Raw genomic sequence first — 20839 nt, forward strand, 5'->3', positions numbered from 1 at the left:
AGGTTACCGCATGATACGCTGGGTTGACTCACTGGCGTCAAACCCGGCAACCCAGGCGGGCTTGACGCTGCGGTGGCGATGGCGCCTCCGTCGCTCGCGCATTGCGCGAGGCGGGCTCGTTCCCGCCAGCGTCGGCGCCTTGCCGCCTGATAGCCTGGACAGATGTCGGGTGGCAGGCGCGCACGATAACGACGTCAGCCACGGCATCAACCATTCTCTGCCGCCAGATGTGGGAGGACCGTGGTGAACCCCGCTATTGTTGTCTTCGATGGTGAATGTCCGCTGTGTCGAGGCTTCGTGGAGCGCCTCGAGCCCGCGGCGGGGCAATCGTTTGAGTATGTCGATGCCCGTAGCGACGCTCCGATCGTGGACGAGTTGAAGGCTCGTGGTGTCGATCTCGATGGAGGCATGGTGCTTCGCCTCGACGGCAACGACTATCAGGGCGACCGTGCCGTTCAGATGCTGGCGGTGCTGGCCAAGGCCCGTGGCCCGCTTCAGCGCTGGATGCGCTGGTGGTTTCGCTCGCCGCGTCGCGCCGGTGCATCCTATCCACTGCTCAAGGCGGTACGCCGCGCCTTGCTGAGCGCGCGGGGGATCGCGCCTATCGGGTCGCACCGCCCACCCTCCGGGGGCGATCGGGACTGATCCTCGGCACTCCGTGAGAACGTGATTTCCGCCTAACTTTTTTCAGGACAGCGCCATGCAGTTGAGTCGAAACATCAGTGTGCCGAAGGAGGAAATAGCGCTCCACGCTATTCGTGCCCAAGGGGCCGGGGGCCAGAACGTCAACAAGGTCGCGTCCGCCGTCCATCTGCGCTTCGATATTCCGTCGTCGAGCCTTCCCCAGGAGGTCAAGGATCGTTTGTTGGCGTTGAACGATCAGCGCATCACCCAGGATGGGGTGGTGGTCATCAAGGCGCAGGCGGAGCGCACCCAGGAGCGCAACCGGCTCGATGCCCTGGCTCGCCTCAAGGCTCTCTTGAAGCGAGGCCTCGAGGTGCCCAAGAGTCGACGTGCCACCCGGCCGAGCCGAGCGGCCAAGCGTCGGCGGCTTGAGGGCAAGAAGAAGCGGGGGCAGGCCAAGGCGCTGCGCGGCAAGGTCGACGCCTGAGCCTGACGCATCGATGCGCGCCTGAGACTATTTTCTCGACCTGGCACCCACTGACCCGGGCCCTTCCAGCGGGTATGCTGGAGCCACCATGACGGCGGACCCGGCTCGGGCTCCGACCAGTGGACCAAAATGGAGACTGCCCTGATGTCCGAGAACAACACGAAGGAATTCTTCAAGGATAACCGCGCGAAGGGACTGGCCGGCGTGGCCTTGGTGTGTCTGGTGTGGGCGCTGATCGCCCAGTCAGGCGCGAGCTCCAGCGAGGAGGCGCGTGAGGCACTGGCTCAACAGTTGGACAGCAGCCAGTCGCGGGCCGAGAATCTCGATGGCACCGTGGCTAGCCTGCAGGACAATGTCGCCTCCCTCGAGGAGCGCCTCGCCAAGTGGCAAGAGGCCGACACCAGCATCGAGGACATGCAGGCGCAGTTGGCCTCGCTGAAGGAGCAGCGCGAGCAGTCGCAAGCCGCTCAGGCCAGTGCCGAGGAAGAGGCCGCCAAGGCGGAGGCTCACCTGCAGGAAATGCAGGCCGTTCAGGCCGGCCTCGACGCCGAGCTGATCGCTTCTCGCAATCGGCTGGAGGAAGTCGAGAGCCGCCAGCAGGGGCTGGTCGAGCGCCGCGATAACCTGACCGCCGAAGTGGAGGCTCTGCAGGGCAAGATCGATGAGGCGGGTGGACGCGTCGAGGAACTGGCAGCGAGCATCGAGGAAAAGCGGGCTAACCTCGACGGCCTCGAGCAGGACGTGGCGGAGCTGACCAGCCAGCGTGATGAGGCCGAGCAGAAGATGGCCGACGCCCAGGCGGCTCTTGACGAGGCGCTGGCGAACGCCGAAGAACAACGCAGCGAAGCGCAGTCCCGAGCCGAAGAGGCGACGGCGGTGGCCGACCAGGCCGCTAGCCGCCGCGATGAACTTGAGCAGGCCGTGACCGCGCTGGAAGAGGCGGTGACCCAACGCAGCGACCGCCTCACCACGCTGAACTCGGAAGTCGACACCTGGCGCAGCGAGCTCGAAAAGCTCGACCGCGCGACCCTGCCGGCCGCAGCGTTGAGCGCCATGCAGGGCTCGGGGAACCGGGCCGAGCAGCAAAGCGGGGGCGATGCCCAGAGCGAAGGCAATGCCGAGAGCGAGAATGGCGGCGATGCCGGGGCGAGTCAGGCAAGCGTCGAAGTGGTGTCCGACAGTGGCGAGACGACGGTCCTGAAGGGGGCCAGCTCCCAGAGCGAAGCGAACACCGCGAGCGAGTCCGATGGCCAGAGCGCGTCTGATAGCCAGAGCGCGTCCGATAGCCAGGTCTCGGCGGCCGCTGAGGGCTGGGCCAAGAACCACGGCGCTTCCGGGGCAGACGAATCCGCGACCTCCAGTGCATCCGGTACCGACACCAAGGGCAGCACCGACGAAGCCACCTCTGACGAAGCCACCTCTGACGAAGCCACCTCTGACGAAGCCACCTCTGACGAAGCCACCTCTGACGAAGGCACTTCTGACGAAGGCACTTCTGACGAAGGCAGCACCGACGAAGGAGCGGCGTCGGCCGCACAGGGGCAGACAACCAAGGCGGCTCAGGCGGAGGACGAGTCCAGCTCTGGCGGCGCCGGCGGTGATAGCGGTGCGAAGAGCGAGGCCGACAGCGAAGCAGCCCAGTCGCCCGGCGAGGCTTCTGACGAGGCTTCTGACGAGGCATCCGGTGATGCCGGCGAGTGGAGTCAGGAAGTGGCGACCGACACCGCCGAGGCCGCTCGCTCCGCCGCCGACCGGGTGAAGGCCGCTACCGCGAGTGCCGTGGAGAGCCTCAAGGAGACGGCCGCGTCGGTGATGGGCGATGGCGATGACGTCGAGCAGGGCAGCAGTGCTGGCAACACGACTCAGGAGTAGTCCCGCTCATTGAGCCCGGATCGCCGGTGGGGGCTTAGCAAGACGGCCGCGTCGATCCCACGCAGATGAGCCGGGCAGCGCCACCAGGAACCCCGTCGAGCCCCAGGCTCGGCGGGGTTTTTTTCGGGGCAGGGCCGGCGCAGGGTGATCACTGCCTTAACGGCCAGGGGGTGGTCCGCGTATACTCGGCGTCATACAAGGGCGCAGGCCAGGTGTCGCGCCCATCCGCGCTAACAGGAGCGAGTCGTGATCGAAGGGGTGAAGCATATCGTCGCCGTGGCGTCCGGCAAGGGCGGCGTCGGCAAGTCCACCGTGACCGTCAATCTGGCGCTGGCCATGGCGGCGCAAGGGTTTCGTGTCGGGGTGCTGGATGCCGACATTTATGGGCCCAGCCAGGCGCAGATGCTCGGAGTCGGCGAGGGCGTTCGGCCCCAGGCCGCCGGTGAGAACCGTTTCCTTCCCTTGCAGGCCCATGGGCTGCAGGCGATGTCGATGGCGTTCATGGTCGATATCCGCGAGCCCATGGTGTGGCGTGGCCCGATGGTGGCCGGTGCCTTCCAGCAGATGCTCAACCAGACGCAGTGGGACGACCTGGACTATCTGTTCATCGACATGCCCCCGGGTACCGGGGATATTCAGCTGACCCTGGCGCAAAAGGTGCCGGTGGATGGCGCGGTGATCGTCACCACGCCCCAGGATATCGCCTTGCTGGATGCCCGCAAGGGCATCGAAATGTTCCGCAAGGTCAAGGTGCCTGTGCTCGGCGTGGTCGAGAACATGAGCCTGCATACCTGTTCACAGTGTGGCCATAGCGAGCCGGTGTTTGGCGAGGGTGGCGGTGAACGCATCGCGGCGGAGTACGACACTCGCGTGATGGGGCGTCTGCCGCTGTCCATGGGTATTCGCGAGCAGGTCGATGGCGGTAAGCCGAGTGTCGTCGCAGAGCCCGAGGGCGAGGTCGCCGCAATATTTGCCGAGATGGCGCGCCAGGTCGCCGAGCAGATCGAAGGACAGGACCAGGGCGATGGCCCGACGATCAGCTTCAGCGACTAGCCGCGGGCAGTGCCCAGGCACGCGATGCGCCAAGCGCATCGTGACGTGATCCCAAGGGGCCGCTATCATGTGGCCCCGTTTTCGATTCGACCCATGAGGAAGTCCCATGAGCATCAAGTCCGACAAGTGGATTCGCCGCATGGCCAAGAGCGACGGCATGATCGAGCCCTTCGAGCCCGATCAGGTCCGCTACGTCAACGATCGTCGCGTCATCAGCTATGGGACCTCCAGCTACGGCTACGACGTGCGCTGCGCCGACGAGTTCAAGGTCTTCACCAATATTCATTCGGCGGTGGTCGATCCCAAGGCTTTCGACGAGAAGAGCTTCGTCGATATCAAGGGGGATGTCTGTGTCATTCCGCCGAACTCCTTCGCCCTGGCTCGCACCGTGGAGTATTTTCGTATTCCGCGCAGCGTACTGACGATTTGTCTTGGCAAGTCCACCTACGCCCGCTGCGGCATCATCGTCAATGTGACGCCGCTCGAGCCGGAGTGGGAAGGACACGTGACCCTCGAGTTCTCGAACACGACGAACCTGCCCGCCCGCATCTACGCCAATGAAGGCGTGGCCCAGATGCTGTTTCTGGAGTCCGACGAGGTCTGCGATATCTCCTACAAGGACCGCGGTGGCAAGTACATGGGTCAGCGCGGCGTGACCCTGCCGCGGACCTGACCGCCAGAGCTTGAGTGCCGGGCGTCAACGCTTGGCGTCGAAGCAACAAAACACTCTCGCCGGGCCGCCCGTCGAGGGTGTCATGGTGTAGCTTGCCCATGGGGCAAGCCGCGAGAACGTCGCCCCATGTGCCCTCCGGGGCGGGCTCGCGTGTAACGCCTAGCGTTAGCGTCTATGTCCAGATTCCATCCTTTCTTCCAGTAGTCCAAACGGCAGCATCAGGCTCGGTAGCGGTCGGCGCACGGCGCAGCGCAGCACGAAGTATCCGCTGCCGGCGAGCCCTAGCATCAAGCCCAGCGCGTGCCCGTCGCTGACGCCCAGGCCACTGCGCCACTGCCCCGCTTGCCGTTCCACGGCTTGTCTTGCGATGCGCCTTGCAAGCCGTTCCCAGCGTGGCTGCGTTAGCCGGCGTGCGGCGTCGAGCAGCATATCGGCATTGCCGGCCGGTCCGTGGCACAGGGTATAGCTCACGCCCGCTTGGCTGCGCGGACTCCCGAGGTCTCGGGCGACCGTCGAGAAGGCGCTGAGCGCTTGATGTCGATAGTCGCGGTTACCGCTAAGGTGCCACAGGGTTAGGCGCGACAGCGCAATGCCGGGCGCGCCGTGGCACCACGCCATGCCGCAGGCGGTCGGCCGATCATCGAAGCCGGCGGTGTCTTCGGGGAACAGATACGGCCAGTTACCCTGGTCGGGAAGGTACCAAAGGGCCTCGTAGGCCAAGGCGGCTTCGATCGCCTGGCGCCAGACGGGTGACGGGGCTTGACGTTGAAGGGCGGCGAAGGCCAGCGCGATTCCGGCATTGCCGTGTGACAGGCCACACAAGCCAAGTGGCTGTTCGTCGGTGGGCCAGTGCCACCCCTGGCGTGCCGGTTGGGCCAGGGCGATCAGCTCCTCACCGTAGTGCTTGGCCCTGGCAAGGCAGCGGCGAGAAAGCGCTGGCAGCGACCTCGCCATCGCCAGCAGGCCCAGTATCGCACCGCCAAGGCCATGCATCAGGTCGGCATTGGCGGCGCGGTCCGGCAGATTGTCCAATAGGCGATCGGCGGCGTCATGGTAGCCACCGATCAAGGGGATGTCGCCTAGCCATTGGGCCAGGTGTGCGCCCTGGGTCACGACGCCAAGGCGTCCTTCATAGAGGCTGATCGACGCCGAGGGGGACTGGCCAAGAGCATGCCAGAGCGCGCCGGTGGCGGTATCGCGATGTGCGCTATCGCCACTCTGGGACGCCAACTGGGTGAGGTAGGCGGCGACCCCCAGGCTGCCGTCGTACAGGTTGCCGTTCATGCTGCGCGTGTAGGCGGCCAGCTGGCCGTCGTGGTCGTCGGCGTCGTCACTGATCCAGGTGCACGCCGAGCCGTACCAGAGGGCGTCGGCGCACAGCTGATTGCCGATGGCGATGGTTTCCCGCCATAGCCGCTCATCGGCAAGGTCGGGGGCGGTGACGAGGCGGCGTCGGTCGTCGGGCGTAAACGTCAGTCGTCTCAAGCCGAAACGGTCGTCTGCGTCGCGATCCAGATACGGCGCCTCCCAGTCGATACCCGCCGCGGCGAAGCTTGCCTCAACCGCTTCCAGCGCATCGTCCTGGCCGGCCAGGGCGGCATTGAGCATGCCTCGGGCCAGGGCCAGGCAGCGGCTTTCTCCAAAGCTCAGCCCGGTGTCGGGGTCCTGGGCGAAACCGAGCCCCGGTAGCAGAGGCTGAACCCAAAGCCCGTGCACCGCTCGCAGCAGGGGGCGAAGCTCAGGGGCAAGCCTTGACAGCCGGGCGTGCATCTGGGGCGCGTGACGCGCTGCGGCGTAGAGCACGACCGCATCGCGACGCCACAGGGCCTGAGGCATGCGTGGATACTTGAGGCTAAACGGCAGGCCCGCTTGGTCGAGGGTACGCTGAAGGATTGTGATCAGGCCCTCTAGCCGGGCCGGCCGTGGCGCAAAGTAATAGCGCACCATGGCATCATCGCTGCAGGCGTCCGACTCGGCCTCGCCGAACAGGTAGAGGAAAGCGGGATCCAGCTGCTGGCTGGTGCGGGGGCGATGGCGCTGGACGAGGTCGCGCCGGGCGGCACGGGCGGGGGTGCCGTCGAACACATACTCCCCCGCTTCGAGCCATCGCACCAGGATCCCTCGACGGGCCACCACGGCGCCGCGGGAAAGCTGTTCCAATACGCGCCAGGGGCCGGAGACCAGCGCGGGGCTCGCCGGTGGCAGCCACACGCTGCGAGCGCTGGATGCCGAGCGGCGAGCGGTGTCCGGGGGCTCGCTATCATCATCGTCGGTGTCGCCGAGCTCGGCGTCACCGATGCCGGCGTAGTAGTGTCGGTAGAGGTGGTGGTGCAAGGCCTCCACCCGGGGGTCGTCGTCCGGCGATGCGGAGTCGAGCGCCTGGGCTTGCGCATGGGGCGTGAAGCGATGCCCGTCGGCATGCAGGGTGTTCTGCTCGTCGCAGCGCAGGCCACGCAGCAAGGCACGGTGGTGGACCCACCACGGACAAGGGACGTCGCTGCCGGACATCATCTGGCTCCTAGGAGTAGGGCGCCGCCCTGGTCGGGGTGGTGCAGGAGATTTTGGGCTAGCTGCAACAGTACCAACTGCGACGGTGGGGGATCGGCGTCGTCGGCGCTTTCCTCGTAGAGGGTCTGGATCAGGCGAGCTCCGCACAGCGCGATAAAGCGTGTTCGGTCGATCCTGGGGTGGGCGGCGGTGTAGGCCTGCCACAGCGAGCGAAGCGCCGCCTGGGCCGGCGCCAATCTTGCCGCGGCGCTCCTGGATAGCGCCTCGGCCCCAGCGCCGGGGGCCTGCGGCAGCGCATCGGACCAGGCCTTCAGCCAAGACTGAGCGAGCCCTGCAAGATCCCACAGCGGGTCGCCGAGGCCCGCCATCTCCCAGTCGATAAAGACGCAGTCGGCGTCTGCGAGACGCACGCGACGGATCAGGCAGTTCTGCCATTTCATGTCGCCGTGAATCAACTGCTGGTGCGGCCAATCGCGCGCCAGCGCGGCCAGGGCGTCGAGGATGTCGCGGTGTTGGCCGATCATGGCAACAAGCTTCGCCTGGGCCCAACTCTGGTCGTCACCGGCGAGCGGATGAAGTCGGTCGAAGCGCAGCACCCAGGGCGGCTGCCGGGAAAACCGCTGCCCTGAACCGTCGGCATCGTCGAGGGGGGCGAGGTCGCGATGCAGCGCGGCTAGCTCCCGTCCGAGCAGGGCCGCCGCCGCTGGCTCGTCAGGATCATCGAGCGCAACGACGCTGGCGCAAGCCTCGGTGGCATCTTGCCAGTCGATCACCAACGCCTGTCGATGGCGGTCGAACAGGCGCAGCGCCGGCACGCGGCGACGGCAGGAGGCGTCTTGGCTAAGGCGCGTGAGCACGTCTGCCTCGTTGACCACGCTGGAGCGTGGCTCCCAAGGTCCCGCATCGGGCCGGTGTTGTTTGATGAAGTAGCCCTGACCGTTGGGCCAGGTCACGCTGAAGCCCCGGTTGCGCTGGCTGTGTTGACGCACCGCCAGCGGGTGGCGAACCAGGTCCTCCAACGAGAGCAGTCCCTGGCTGACGAGAAACATCAGGGCGTTGTGGCGGGTGAGTATCACGTCATGGCTCACCGGCTAGGACAAGGGAGGTGGCGGTGCAGGTCGAGCGCATTACGTTGTCTGCCGTCACCGGTGCCGACGCCCTGGCGAGATCCACCGTTCTAGTTGTCATCGTCATCGACCTCCGACTCGATGGAGCAGCGGGGTTTTTTGGTCGGCTTGCAGCACGGATTACTAGTGGGCCTGCAGGTCTTTTTTTGGGTCGGCGTGCAGCACGGATTACGAGTGGGCTTGCAGGTCTTGGTTTGGGTGCCCTGGGCGCCGTCGTTGCCGCTGGCACCATCATCGCCGCTGCCGTCGTTGTCGCCCCGGCAGCACGGATTACGAGTGGGTTTGCAGGTCTTGGCCTTGGTGCCGATGACGGCCTCGGTGTCGGAGACGAGCTCATCGCTGGCGCGACAGCACGGATTGCGGGTGGGTTTGCAGGTCTTGGCCATGGTGCCCTGGGCGCCGTCGTTGCCACTGGCACCATCATCGCCGCTGCCGTCGCCCCGGCAGCACGGATTGCGGGTGGGTTTGCAGGTCTTGGCCTTGGTGCCTGCCGGACTACCGGCGTTGCCGCCCGCGCCGTTCGCGCCGTCACCACCGCTGGCCATGACGGGGGGGCGGGTACCGGCGTTAGCAGGGTCAAGATGCTGGTCGAGGATCTGGCCAGACAGCAGCGCCGAGGTGCCAAGTGCTGCACGAGCGCCGAGCGTTGGGGGGGTGAGGGGATTCATGCTAGTTTCCTCCGGCGTTACCAAGGGGGGGATCTCGCGGTGGGACTGGTCCAGTGACGACCTGGCCCCAGCGATTGTGGCCCGCATCCCCGGTTAAGGGGCTCGGGCAGGATTCGGATTGCATGACGATCTTGCGCGCCAAGGGGCAGCCGCATAGGCCGCACACGCCAAGCTCGCCGCGGCTGGACGCTGCCGAGGCTCCCCGAGGCGCCTGTCGATGAGGACAGGCGAGGCAGGCCTCGGTGCGGTCCTGGCGCTCGGCAGGGGCGGTGGTGGCAAACCCGGTCCTTGACCAGGCCAGCAACGCCTGTCCCCCGCGCTGGAGCAACTCCAATGGGCCAAAGGTCGCGCGGCGAATAGCCTGCTGCGGGGGGGAGGCGAGCAGCGTATCGAGCATCTGGGGAGTACGGCGGCTTGCCAGCAGGCTACGGGCATAGCTGTCGCTGGCGAGCGCCGCCCTGAGCACGTCGGCCGCGACGGGGCCCTCAAGGCCGAGTAGTTCGCCGAACTCGCGGCGCAGTTCGTGCTCGCGACTCTGGTTGTTACTCGAGGCGTCGTCCCGGCCTTCGCAAAGAAATGCCTGCTGCGTCGGCAGGCCATTCACATACGGCGATGTCGTCACGGTCTGTTCTCCCAAGAAATTCGCTTACACCACCGTGGTGCTGGTTGCGGCAGGGTCCAGGGTGGAGCCGTTGTCGGCGATGATGCCTCTTACCCGCAGCGTCAGCGCGTCCTTCGGCTTGTCGCCATCGATGACCAGCCAGGTCGTCGTGGGGTCGGTCGTTTCCATCTGCACCACGAACAGCACAGGCGCAGGTTGATGGCTGGCGCTGTCGGTCAGTTGGTAGTGCATGGGGTTAATCGCGCTGTCGCGATCCAGGCGTAGATTGAATGTCACCCGGATGGCGAGTGCTTCTTCAAAAGTCGTCCAGACCGCGTCCTCGAGCTTGAGCGCGGCGGTCACCGGTCCGCCGGCGCAGACCGGCAGGGCGAACCCGGAAATCGCCGCATCGATGGCCTCCAGGCGGCACGGAATGGACGGCGTTGAGCACACTTCGTGACCCGTGCGGTTGGCGGGGTCGATATGGCTGAAAAGCAATGCGATCTGTTGATAACCAGGGACGGCCCAGGCCATGTAGTCGCCGTAGAACAGCGTCTGCAGGACCTGATTGGCGCCACTGTAGTCCGCGGGACCGGTGCACAGCAGCCCCGAGTCTGTGGTGATATCACTTTGCTGAAAACGTGCCGAACCCTGGGCCATCAGCATGGCCAGCCCCTGCTTGAACAGGCCTTCGAGCCGCAGTAGCTGCCCAGACAGGTAGACGGTTTGTTGCCCATACTCGATGAAGGCATACATGTTGGGGTTGAGATCTTCCCAGTTGACGTAGAAGTTCACCTGGGGATAGAAGGACTTGAATAATGATGCAAAGTAGTTGAATTCGTTGACCAGGAAGGTCTCGCTCAGGCCACGGAAGGTGGCGTTGTGGGCGATGTCCTGGGCTTGTTTCTGGGTGACGTAGGGGGTTGCACCGTAGGGGATGGGTGACTGCATCTGTAGCAGTTCATCGAAGGGAGTGAAGTGACGTGAGCTGATTTCAATGGCGTCGGCACTGAGTGCGGCGGAGGCGGAAATCGCGCCTCTGGTGGTGATGGCGTAGTCGTTGGTGCCGAGCTTTGGCAGGTCGTCGTGGCCTTGGGAAAACATGCGGGAAAGGCTGTCGCTATCCTGCATGGCCAGCACCATATGGTCGCCCGCGACGACACCATTGGTCTGCAGGAACCAGCCCGGATCCTCCTGGGTGTCGAAGCGCTGCGCCGACAGCGAGTGGAATCCGACTCGAGCCTTGCCAAGCAGGCTGGCTGTGACCTTGACGGGCTGACCCTGTGGATCCACCAGATGGTCATCGGGGGTGATACGGTCGGCCGTCTTTAGCGTTCCGTCGGCCATCAGCATCGGTTGATCCGGCGTCACGACAAGCTCGCCCTGCTTGCCAAACTGCAACAGCACGGCGGTCTGATTCTCGGTCGGCTCCATGCCGTCGGAGAAGGTAACTGGGCGAGACTTCCAGTCGAGCATAGGCTTGCCGTCGACGACCTTCACTCGGGTGGTGAGCACAGGATCGTCCACGACGATGGACTCGACGACCCGGTAACGATCCGGTGCCACCGTGATGCGTGTGCCCCAGGCAAAGCACGAACAACAGCAGTAGCAAATTTGCCACTCCCAGTCGTGGTCCTGATCGCGTTTTTCCCCACAGGCTTCCAGGGTGATGGTGAGCAGTTCCTTGGTCTGCGTGTTGTAGCATTCCCCGGTCTCCACCGGGAAGGAGCCGCCCTGTGGCGTGCAGTCGGGAATCGGCTTGCCATCCCAGCCCAGGCACTTGCAGTACTTGGCCATCATGGAAGTCTGGCGATAGTCATTGCAGTGGACCTCCTTGCACAGACGAGTGTCGGGTGGAATATTCTTCTTACAGGCATCATAAGCCATGGGGTTCTCCTTCCAAGCTAGTGGCGTGCAACGTTCCTAGGTGAAGGTCGACGCGGTGAATTGCACGGAAAAGAAGACGTTCAACAGGGCGTCTTCGTTGATCCGACCGGTGGGGGTCAGCAGCAGGCTCAGCGCCGGGTCGGCCTGCATCGTCGTGAGATCGAAGGTCAGGCGCCAGCTGCCGGTGATGTTCGCCTGGGCAACCTGGCCATAGTCGAGCGCGCCGGCATTACCCACCGACGTTATCGGTTTCGCTGCCTGGGAGCCGGCGGTGAGGGTCATGAACTGGGCGCTGGCCGGTAACTGGATGGCGTCGTCAACGGCCAGCGCGACGATCACGTCGTTCACGACCAGGTCGCTGGTATGGGGAGGAAACAGGTCACTGGAAAGCGAAAAGGCCAGAGTCTGTTGGTTCTTCGATGGTGTGTCATCGATAAATGTCCGCCAGTCGGCGTCGTATGCCGCCACCATATTGAGCAATAGCGCGGCGACATAGGTCGGGCCAGTCAATGCCTTTTCCACACGAGCCCGATAGGTGGCGCCGCCGTTGAGAGCGGTGTAGCGCAGGGTCAGCTTGAGATCGTCGATCGCCGAGAAATCGAACTGATTGGTGGCCTTGGGCAACTCGTAGCGCCAGCGTGAAACGGCGCCGGTGCCTTCGAAGCGCTGCAGCTTCTCGCCGTCGCCCACGTACTCGATAAAGGCCCCGTCGGCCAGTGCGCGGCGGCTGAGTGAGACGGTTTGGTTGGCCCGCCAATCTTGCCACACCGCATCGCCCGGATCGCCCGATCCGTCGAGCATGTAGGCGAGGCCTTCCTCGGTCGGCAGACGCAGGATCTTGTTGTTGGTCTGGGTGATGAGGGCATGGACTTCTTCGAAGATGCCGTACTCGTCTACCGGCAGCAGGCTCACCTCCAGCGTTTTGATTCGCCGGCAGTACTGGCTCGGAAAATCGAAGTCGAACAGGGCCTCGGAGAGCTGGATATCGGCCACCCCCTCGGCGCGTAGGCGTACCAGTTGGGCCGGGTCGATGTGGGACAGGAAGATCTCCTTGGTGATCTCCTGGCGTAAGGTGTCTTTCTGGGAATAGGCGAATTCCATGCGGTCGAGGACAAGGTTCAGGCTGTTGGCCGCCATCAGGCCACGATGCGCCGAGTCCCAGGGATCGGCGCTGAGGAAGTTCTCGCTGCTGGCCAGGTTCCACTGCAGGCTGCTTTGGGTCGCCTCCACCGAGGCGAGTGCCAGTTGGTAGGCCTGGTAGTAGAGCGCCGACACGCGGCTGACGCGCCAGGCGTAATAGTCCGGGTTGTCAAACTTGCTCTCGAGGAAGGCTAACTGGGCCGAGGCATTGGACAAGGAGACCTGGTGCGCGGTGGCGTCAGCCTTGGCCGATGCAAGCTCTGCTTCTGCCGCGGCGATCTGCTCATCGATCTGAATGAGCTCGTTGGCGGCCTCGGTCTGTTGCTGTTTCCAGTCGCCAGTGACGCGCTGAAACTGTCCGGCGGTGTCGCTGAGCTCCTTGGCCGCGTCCATCACGTCGGCTACCTGGCGCAGGGATCCGGCGGTGCGGTGCGAGGCAAGCTCAAGCTGCTTGCCGCCGTAGGTCATGGCGAAAGGGGAGCCTGCCTGGGGAACTAGGGAGGCGATGGCGGCGCCGGTTTCAAAGCCTATCGCGGCAAAGTTCGAGCCACGTGATGCCAGGCCGAAGGTGATGGACAGCATCTCCGCCGCGTTCATGCCATTGGCGATAAGGTCGGCATAGTGTTGGCGGCGCTGTTCGGTCGCTGCTCGACCGGCCCGTAGTGCCTCGAGCGTGGCCTGTGCACTTTCGCTGCGCAGGGTGAACGATGTCAACTGGGCCTGGTCCAGGCGCTGCTCGTGGGTGGATTGCAGAATCTGCAGCGTCTCGCTGTTGTGCATGGTCAGCGCCTGCTCCAGGTCGCCGCCGAGGATCTGCAGGTCACCGACGGCGGCGCGGGCGTTGCCGACGAGGGTCGTGAACCGAAATGTCTGGCTGCTCGGAGGCTTGGCGGCCAGCGGTGCAAAGCCGCCGTTGGAGCCTGATGCCGCCGCGGCGCGCACCAATGCCATGGGGTCGATCGGGGCGGCAAACAGCGGCAACAGCAGGGGGTTGCCGTCCAGATCGAGGCTGTTGCGGATCTTGAAGAGTCGATCGTCGACCCTGTCCCAGCGTGCCAGCAGCATATCGTTGTGGGGCACACAGAACAGCGCATCCACCTCGTTGACGGCCCCTCCTGTCATCAGAGGAGCCGCGATGGAGCCACCACGGGTGGCCAGCAGGTTCTCCATGTCGATCAGAAACTGCGGAATATCGTCGGGATCGTCGCCGTAGCGTTCGAGAATTTGCTCGAAAGTGACCGGTAACTCGGTGGAGCATGGACCGACGGGCTCGGGGCGCTCGCCCAAGAGGTCCTTGGCCATGGCGTAAAGCAGGTAGGCGGCATTGAGCGATTCGCGGGTCTTGCGCTGAAAATAGCGGTCGCCCCAGCCAATCAACACGTCGATGTAGGTACAGAACGTGGCCTTCTCGAAGGCACCGATGCGCAACTGGGCAATGGCATAGGGGTCGTAGGGATCGCGGTTATAGGTGGCGATCTGGACCGGGTTGGTCAGGGTCTCGAGAAGAGACTGCTGGGTATGGTTGCGAAATGGCTGGAAGCGCCAGAATTGCCCGGTCAGCCCCGCCGTCTGGTGGTTGAACAGCACGTTGCGCACCTCCGTGATCATGCGCAGGCGCAGCAGCGACTCGGTCACCTCGGGGAACAGGTAGTCCAGGGGAGTGTCGCTTGAGTAGTGCCGAGCGACCTGGTCACTGGCGTTGATCACGTCATGATGGCGAAGGGCGTCGAAGGTCGCCTCGGCCTGCTGGTCGTCGATATCGGGGGTGATGAAGTCGTTTGCCGAGAGTCGGGTCAGCGGCTGTGTCGGATTGAAAATGTACTGCAGCCACAGCAGGGCCGAGGCGTAGTCGCCCGCCTGGAGCAGGGCGTCGGCAATCAGTCGCGGGGTGAAGAAGAACAGCTCCCAGAAGTAGATACCGTAGACGCCGTGGAAATCGACCTGGGTGGCATCGCTATGGGGCGGTGGCATGACGCGCTGGCCTGGGTCGTAGCTTGCAAAGGGAGTGAGCGGAACGACAGGGGCCTGCTGGAGCGTCAGGTTGAGCAGGGCGTCGACGCCGCCGATCTCCAGGGCGGCGGTCAGGCGTGGCACGGCGCCCGTGGTCAGCCGGGCAAAGCGGTAATAGAGATCGTGTAGCGTCCGCCGCCAGGTGTTGTCGAAGTAGCCTTGCAGTATCAGCGCGACGTCGGCGGTCATCAGTGCCGCCCGTTGCGCAGGTTCCTCTGGAAACAGGCCGTTAAGGTCGGTATCTGGGTCGTAGGTCGGCGAAATCATGCCCTGGGGGCCGATGACATGACGCTGGGTCAGGGTATCGAACACCTGCTTCGATTGGGCATTGGATATCCCCAGTCGCGCAAAGCTCGTGGCGCTGATGATGACGTCGTTGTTTTCCGCGTAGTAGGACACCGCGGTCATGGACGGCAGATCGATCAGCACCACACGGACTTGGGCGGTCTTGATCTGGCGGCTCTGGGCAGGGTCATTCGGGAACAGAAAGGAAAGGTCTTCATCGCCGTGGAACGGCTGAATCAGGCGCCCCTTAGCGTCGATGATGCTATGGCTTACCAGCGAATCGAAGGCCTGCTCGGATGCTTGAAGGGAGATATCGCGGGTGATGAAGGATTCCTTGATCACCGATTGCAGGGTCGGCAAGGTGAACACCCGCGCCTGATCGTTGAGATCGGGTCCCCGTTTGGCGTTAGGCGTGATGAGGTAGCTCTCGGCACCGACATTGGCAACGAACATAGACGGCTGGTTCTTGACCACGTAGGTGCTGCACGGGCGATTGGCAAGCTCACCAATCAGCGTCGGATCGCCCATGGCGATGAACAGGATCTGGCGTAGGGCAAATTCGATCGATGGGTGATCCGGCAGGTCGACGAGAATCTGGGTAAGATTCGAGGTCGAGTCGAAAGTGGGAGCCACAAAGCCCTTCTCGGTCACCAGGGAGGCGGTTTGGAGGCTGGCCAGCGCCTGGCCGGCGGCGGTGGCATCGATGGCAGTCATTCGAAAGGATGCCTGGGTGACCGGGCTGGCGTCGATGCTGGCCACCAGCAGGCGGTGTTTGGTCCACTGGCGGATGATGGTGTCATCTCGGCCGTCCGACCCGCCAAGCAGGAAGCGAAAGTCGGCGTTGTCGCTGTATCCCGGTGCGACGACGTAGTCGGTATTGTTGCGGGTCGTCAAGTAACCGGTGCCGATCAGGTCGATGACGATCTGTTTGGCGCCGGTCTCGTTCACGCCTGAGAACTGCAGCTTTTCGGCCGTCACTGGGTGGCGCAATGCGGTCGTTTCGGCACTGTTGTTCCAGTCGCCGTAGTAGTTGTTGCGAAAGACGTTCAACGTCGGCCGGGCGTATAGCCGATTCATCGTGTAGTCATAGAGCGGCCGGATCGTCGGTGGAACCCCGAGGGAGTAGTTGTCGAGGAAGTTCAGGAACTCGGTGCGGGTGTAGAGATAGTCACGCTGCAGTTCTCGGTTGAGCACCATCGGTGCACGCAGGTTGATCACGCCTCGGAAGTTGGAGGCGATGGCTTGATTGACAATGCGGCTGCGGCGGAACACCTCGATGTCGAACTGGACCACCGCAGGGTCTCGTTGAGGATCGACGCTTGGAACGGTACCGGTATCGATCTCGGTGCCGTTTGAGCTGTTCTCCAGAAAGGGGCCATACAGCACCACGATCTTCTCATCCAGGCGCACGTCGCTGTTTGGCCCGATGGGCGCCTGCCGGGAAAACACCTGCACGTTGCATTTCTGCCAGAACAGGCTTTGCATGTTGAAGATGTCATAACCGGACTGCGTCGATAGCGTGGTCTGGTTCGGCGTCGCGTAGATGACCTGTTCCGGGCTCAGGGTCTGGTCGGTGACCCAGTTGCCGCTGCTGTCCATGTAGCTGAAGCGGATGGCGGCCTTGAACACCACGCTGTTCTTCGAGCGTGTATCGCCACTCTGGGTCTCGATGGCCGTGCTCGAGACCGCGCTGGTTTCTACCCAGAAGACGAACAGCCGACCGAAGGCGTAGACCGGTGTGACATACGGAGACTTGATGGTGACGTCGATGTGCGACCATTGGCTCCAGCTCGCCCCGAGCTCCTGCTTGGTCCAGTGGTATTCGTACGGCTCGGTGCTGGTGCGGGCGAACTGAAAGTGGGTGTCGATATTGCCGCGTTGACGGTCGACCACCGTGCAGTGGAAGGCATCGATAAACTGCAGTGAGGCGAGTCGATCGAGTTCCTTGATATAGCCACGGTAGGCCGTCGTGACGCGCTCTGGGGTAATGTTGACCTGAGTGAGATCGGATTCGAGCGTTCGGAACAAGGAACTCGCCGACGAGCGTAGCGTCGGTACCAGGTAGTTTTCCGGGTACAGAAACACCTTGCGGTTGGCTTCCCACATGCGATAGGTCGTGAGCCATTCCCACCACACCTCCGGGATCGCGATGTGCTCGATGCCGGGTTCAAGATTCGCTCGCGCGCGGTTGAGATACATCTGTACTGCGCCGGTGGCTTCTACCACCAGCGATGTCTGGTGGCTGCCGCCCATCTGAACATCCAATAGCAGATAGCCCGACAGCCGATCGGCGTTGGTGATCTCTGGGTGAGTGGTCTGGAACAGCCACAGCAGGGTCGCCATCCGTGTGTTGCGCTCTGCGTCAAGCAGTTGCGGCTGCAGGGCGTCTCGGGCAGCGGACCAGGCCTTGCCAAGGTGCGCCGCCGCCGCGCCTTCGCAGGTATCGGCCAGGTGCTGCCAATCCTGCCAGTGAGGGGAATTCCGACCCGCACTCAGCGGCCATTGTCGGCTGGCAAGGAAGGCCTGGTAGGCGCTGGCATCGAAGCCGGCCTTGGCCAAGGCGGCGAAGATGCCGGCCAGGCGTGACAGACCCTGGGTGCTCGAGTAGAGCGCCGGGGTCGCAGCGAGGGCGATGATCACACCGCACAGATCATCCTGCGGCCAGCCGGTGAGCCGACAAAGCGCCTCGGCTTTGGCACCGCCCTGGCAGGTGTCGTCCGCCGGAATGGCCAGGTACGCCAGGTAGCTTGCATCGGTCAGCCCGAGGCGCTGCCGGGTATCGCGATAGCGCTGCAGCCCGCGCAGCGTTGCAAGGCCAAATAGCTCGCTCAAGTCGATGCCGAAGACGCTTGGTTGGGTGGTGATCCCGGCGATGACCTCATGGCCGATCGCAAGCGTCGTGCAGGCCATGTTCAGGCGCACCAAGGCGCCCAAGGTGGCGGTGGCCTGCTGCCACTGGGCGCCTCTGGCTGCACTTGGCGTGAGCAGGCTGGTGATCCAGGGGGCGGCGCCGGGCTGGGCCGCGATCAGTTGGCCCAGCGCCGCGATGCCGGCAGCGCTGGCGTCGAGCGGGCCCGCTAGGCCGCTGTTCAACACCTCGGTCTGGGCCTGGCTCGCGCCATTCAGGGCGCTGACGAGGCCGTCGATTTCTGCGTCTGTCAGTGCCAGGGGGGCGTCGTGAAGCGCCCTTAGCATCTGCGCGACGACGAGCGCCGGAACCAGCGCCGCGGGCCCCGGTGGCGAATTGGGTACTTGGCTCCGATAGGCGTCGCCCACCTCGACCATGGGAGACGGCGTTAGCGCTAGCAGAGCGGCGTAGATCGCCAAGGCGCGCTCAGCGTCGATGCTATCGCCTTGCAGTGCGGCGGGTGTCAGCAGGGTACCGGCCGCTTGACTCCAGAGCACTTGCATATCGCCGTAGGTCACTGTGGCGATATCGTCGACGCGAACGTCGGCGTCGCGGCTGAGAAACCAGGCGATTCGCTGCGTCGTCAGCCCGGTTTGGCGCTGCCAAGTCGAGAACAGCACGACTAGGGCGACGGTGTCTGCCGGCAGCGGCGCGCCAAGATCCAGCGCTAGCCACCCGGCCAGGTGACCCAGCTCGGCGATGCTGAGCCGGCAGGCCGCGGCCAGGGATGCGTCGCGATACAGGGTCGACAGATTGGCAACGCTTAGCGGCAGCGTTTTCTGGTTGGGGAAGGCGAGTCCGGCGAGGGTAACCAGGTCGGCGCCATCAAGCCCTAGCCCCGCACGCAGGCGGGAGACGTTGAAGGCGCTGTCATTGGTCACCGAATCATCGATTCGCCACTCGATCACCTCGTCGTCGTACAAGGGGTTGGCGGGGTTTCTGGGGTGGTAGGTGCGCCCGTCTCCGCGTATCTCCGGGCTGTTCCAGACCGTATCGAAGACGGATAGCGAAGCGCGCTCGTCGTAGCGACCCGTCGTGGGCATGGTCGACCACAGGCTGGAGGCGCGAGCCCAACTCCAGTCGAGAGACTGGACCACGCCTCGAGCGGCCGCCAGCTGGCCTAGCGCCGCGGTGTTTAGCTCGGTAATGGCAAGGCTGTGCAAGGCGTGGCCAAGACTCTCGACGTCGATGCCACTCCACTGGCTCAGGCGGATGTAGCGGTTGATGGCATCCAGGGTGGTGGGGTCGAGGTTGTCGAGGGTGTCGGGCGCCTCGGTACCCAGCGCGATCTGCACCGACGTACCGCTTGGCAGGCTCAGGTTGAACCAGAACTGGTGGGCGAGTCCGGCATCGAGCTCGGCCGCGCTCAGTCCTTGCACGGTCAGCTCGGTGATTTGCTGGCGCGATAGCCCCGATTGGCGTGAAAAGGTGGCGAGCTCATCGAGGGTGTCCAAGGGCGCATCGCGTAGGCCCCATGCCGTCTGTAGCGCCGCCGTGTCGCTCAGCACCGTGGTGGTAAATGCCGCCTGTTCATTGGATAACCCCAGGCTCTCGCGCGAGACCGCGTCGGGGTTCGCCGCGGGGGAGTCGCGGGTGCTGGCATAGAACGTGGCCAGGGTCAGGTCGAGCGCGCCAAGCGTCAGCCGGACTCGCCTGAGCGGCGCACTGTCGGGTGTCGCGAAGGGGTAGGTCGTGGTCGCGAGGTAGTTGGCCACATCCGTGACGGCGGCGCCTTGGGCGATGTGTTCCGACAGGTTGGCGTTGACGATCGACAGGTAGGGCAGCAAATCGTTGGTGCTGGCACAGCTTAACGGCAGCGTAAACAGTGTCGGTCGGCGCTGGCGAAGGCGATAGCCCGAGGGGATGGTCGAGGCGTTGACGGTGCTGACGTAGCGGTCGGTAATCCGCATGATATCGACGTAGTAGGCGGCGGGGCCGAAGATCGACGCGCAGGCCTCGCATTGGCAAAAGTTCTGGTTGCCGAACATATCCTGGTAGCTCGGCAGTGCCCGAATCTCGTCGAGGGTCTCGCCATCCACCGAGCACGCTCGGGACTCGTTAAACCCGTTCCCCGGGCGCGCGACCACCAGGTTGGCCCACAGGTGGGTGATCTTTGCCTTGATATCGCAGGCTCGGGCATGGACCTGCCGGGCGTGATGTGCCTCGACCGATGGCCCTAGGCGGGCGACGAAGGCTGCCGACGGTAGCTTGGCAATTTGCTGCGCGCTGTGAAAGCCACACTGTCGCAGCCGATAGGCCAGATGCTGGCTATCGGTCAGTTTCAGCAGACGCTGATAGCTACGCAGATGAGGCGTGGCCGATGACGTTGAGCCCAAGGTGGTGCCCCCAGGGCCGGCCTGGTCGGCGATGAAGTCGAACGTCGTCAGGTCGAAGTCGGGATGGGACTGATAGAAATCGGCTAGTAGAGGGTCAGCAACTTTCATGGCTCACGACTCCAGATGGGTCGTCGTCGCTCAGGCGAAACGGTTACTCCACTGTAGTCCTGATTTGGGTTAGTAAATTTAGAGGCTAAATTTAATGTGCTGAAAAAGACCGATCCATCGGCGTCTTTTGGCGATGTCAAAGCGTTGCGTCAATGCCGGTCGGCGCCGCCTTGTTCGCATGGTGACGCCCCCCCAGGGTATTTCATCCATGCCGGTAGGATCACTTGCGCGTCTGCTGGCCTACGTCTGGCCACCCGACGCCGTGGTTAGAAGCGGGTCATCGTCGGCAGGAAGGGCGATCATGGCCATGAAGAAATCGACTATATGATTGAAAAAAAGATTTTTTTTGAGCGGGCCATGAAAAAAATGCCGTCATGCTATTGTGTCTTTATCGGCGATCGTTTCGACGAGGTTACGGGAATGTTTCGCCGTGATGGTAGGGCGGAGGCGACGCTTTTCCGATGATAAAGGTGGTAGGAAGATGATGCGGCGATAACGAAATATCCCGTGAGCGGATGGCTCACGGGGTTGCCTGGGGAAAAATGGTATTAT

General features: G+C 63.9%; 11 protein-coding genes. 5 read left to right on the forward strand and 6 right to left on the reverse strand.

The annotated features are described in order from the left end of the window. Positions 1 to 243: 243 nt before the first annotated feature. From ACUN9Y_RS16500 to dcd, 5 genes are all read left to right on the forward strand, one after another. Positions 244 to 645, forward strand: a complete 402-nt coding sequence (locus ACUN9Y_RS16500; protein ID WP_445461819.1) for a DCC1-like thiol-disulfide oxidoreductase family protein — start codon at positions 244 to 246, stop codon at positions 643 to 645. Between the two features lie 55 nt (positions 646 to 700). Then, positions 701 to 1111 carry an alternative ribosome rescue aminoacyl-tRNA hydrolase ArfB gene (gene arfB, locus ACUN9Y_RS16505; RefSeq protein ID WP_445461820.1) on the forward strand — a complete coding sequence of 137 codons (411 nt, stop codon included), beginning with the start codon at positions 701 to 703 and terminating at the stop codon, positions 1109 to 1111. Between the two features lie 144 nt (positions 1112 to 1255). Beyond that, positions 1256 to 2983 (forward strand): hypothetical protein, encoded by a 1728-nt coding sequence (locus ACUN9Y_RS16510; RefSeq protein ID WP_445461821.1) that lies wholly within the window; start codon positions 1256 to 1258, stop codon positions 2981 to 2983. A gap of 249 nt (positions 2984 to 3232) precedes the next feature. Next, positions 3233 to 4036, forward strand: a complete 804-nt coding sequence (apbC, locus tag ACUN9Y_RS16515; protein WP_445461898.1) for an iron-sulfur cluster carrier protein ApbC — start codon at positions 3233 to 3235, stop codon at positions 4034 to 4036. A gap of 106 nt (positions 4037 to 4142) precedes the next feature. Further along, positions 4143 to 4709, forward strand: coding sequence for a dCTP deaminase (gene dcd, locus ACUN9Y_RS16520; protein ID WP_445461822.1), 567 nt, complete (start codon positions 4143 to 4145; stop codon positions 4707 to 4709). Between the two features lie 165 nt (positions 4710 to 4874). Here the strand turns inward: dcd and ACUN9Y_RS16525 are convergent, their stop codons facing one another. The 6 genes from ACUN9Y_RS16525 to ACUN9Y_RS16550 form a co-directional block, all read right to left on the reverse strand. Beyond that, on the reverse strand, positions 4875 to 7217 hold the full coding sequence (locus tag ACUN9Y_RS16525; RefSeq protein ID WP_445461823.1) for a lanthionine synthetase LanC family protein: 2343 nt from the start codon (positions 7215 to 7217) through the stop codon (positions 4875 to 4877). Then, positions 7217 to 8293: a phosphotransferase family protein gene (locus tag ACUN9Y_RS16530; protein ID WP_445461824.1), complete on the reverse strand. Its 1077-nt coding sequence runs from the start codon at positions 8291 to 8293 to the stop codon at positions 7217 to 7219. The genes ACUN9Y_RS16525 and ACUN9Y_RS16530 overlap by 1 nt, the downstream gene beginning before the upstream one ends. Positions 8294 to 8394: 101 nt before the next feature. Further along, on the reverse strand, positions 8395 to 9012 hold the full coding sequence (locus ACUN9Y_RS16535) for a hypothetical protein (RefSeq protein ID WP_445461825.1): 618 nt from the start codon (positions 9010 to 9012) through the stop codon (positions 8395 to 8397). 1 nt (position 9013) lies between these two features. Then, positions 9014 to 9634, reverse strand: a complete 621-nt coding sequence (locus ACUN9Y_RS16540) for a hypothetical protein (protein WP_445461826.1) — start codon at positions 9632 to 9634, stop codon at positions 9014 to 9016. A 24-nt stretch (positions 9635 to 9658) separates the two neighbouring features. Beyond that, positions 9659 to 11500, reverse strand: a complete 1842-nt coding sequence (locus tag ACUN9Y_RS16545; protein WP_445461827.1) for a hypothetical protein — start codon at positions 11498 to 11500, stop codon at positions 9659 to 9661. 36 nt (positions 11501 to 11536) lie between these two features. Beyond that, on the reverse strand, positions 11537 to 20287 hold the full coding sequence (locus ACUN9Y_RS16550) for a Tc toxin subunit A-related protein (protein WP_445461828.1): 8751 nt from the start codon (positions 20285 to 20287) through the stop codon (positions 11537 to 11539). Positions 20288 to 20839 lie beyond the last annotated feature (552 nt).

It is taken from the genome of Halomonas sp. V046, assembly GCF_052645355.1.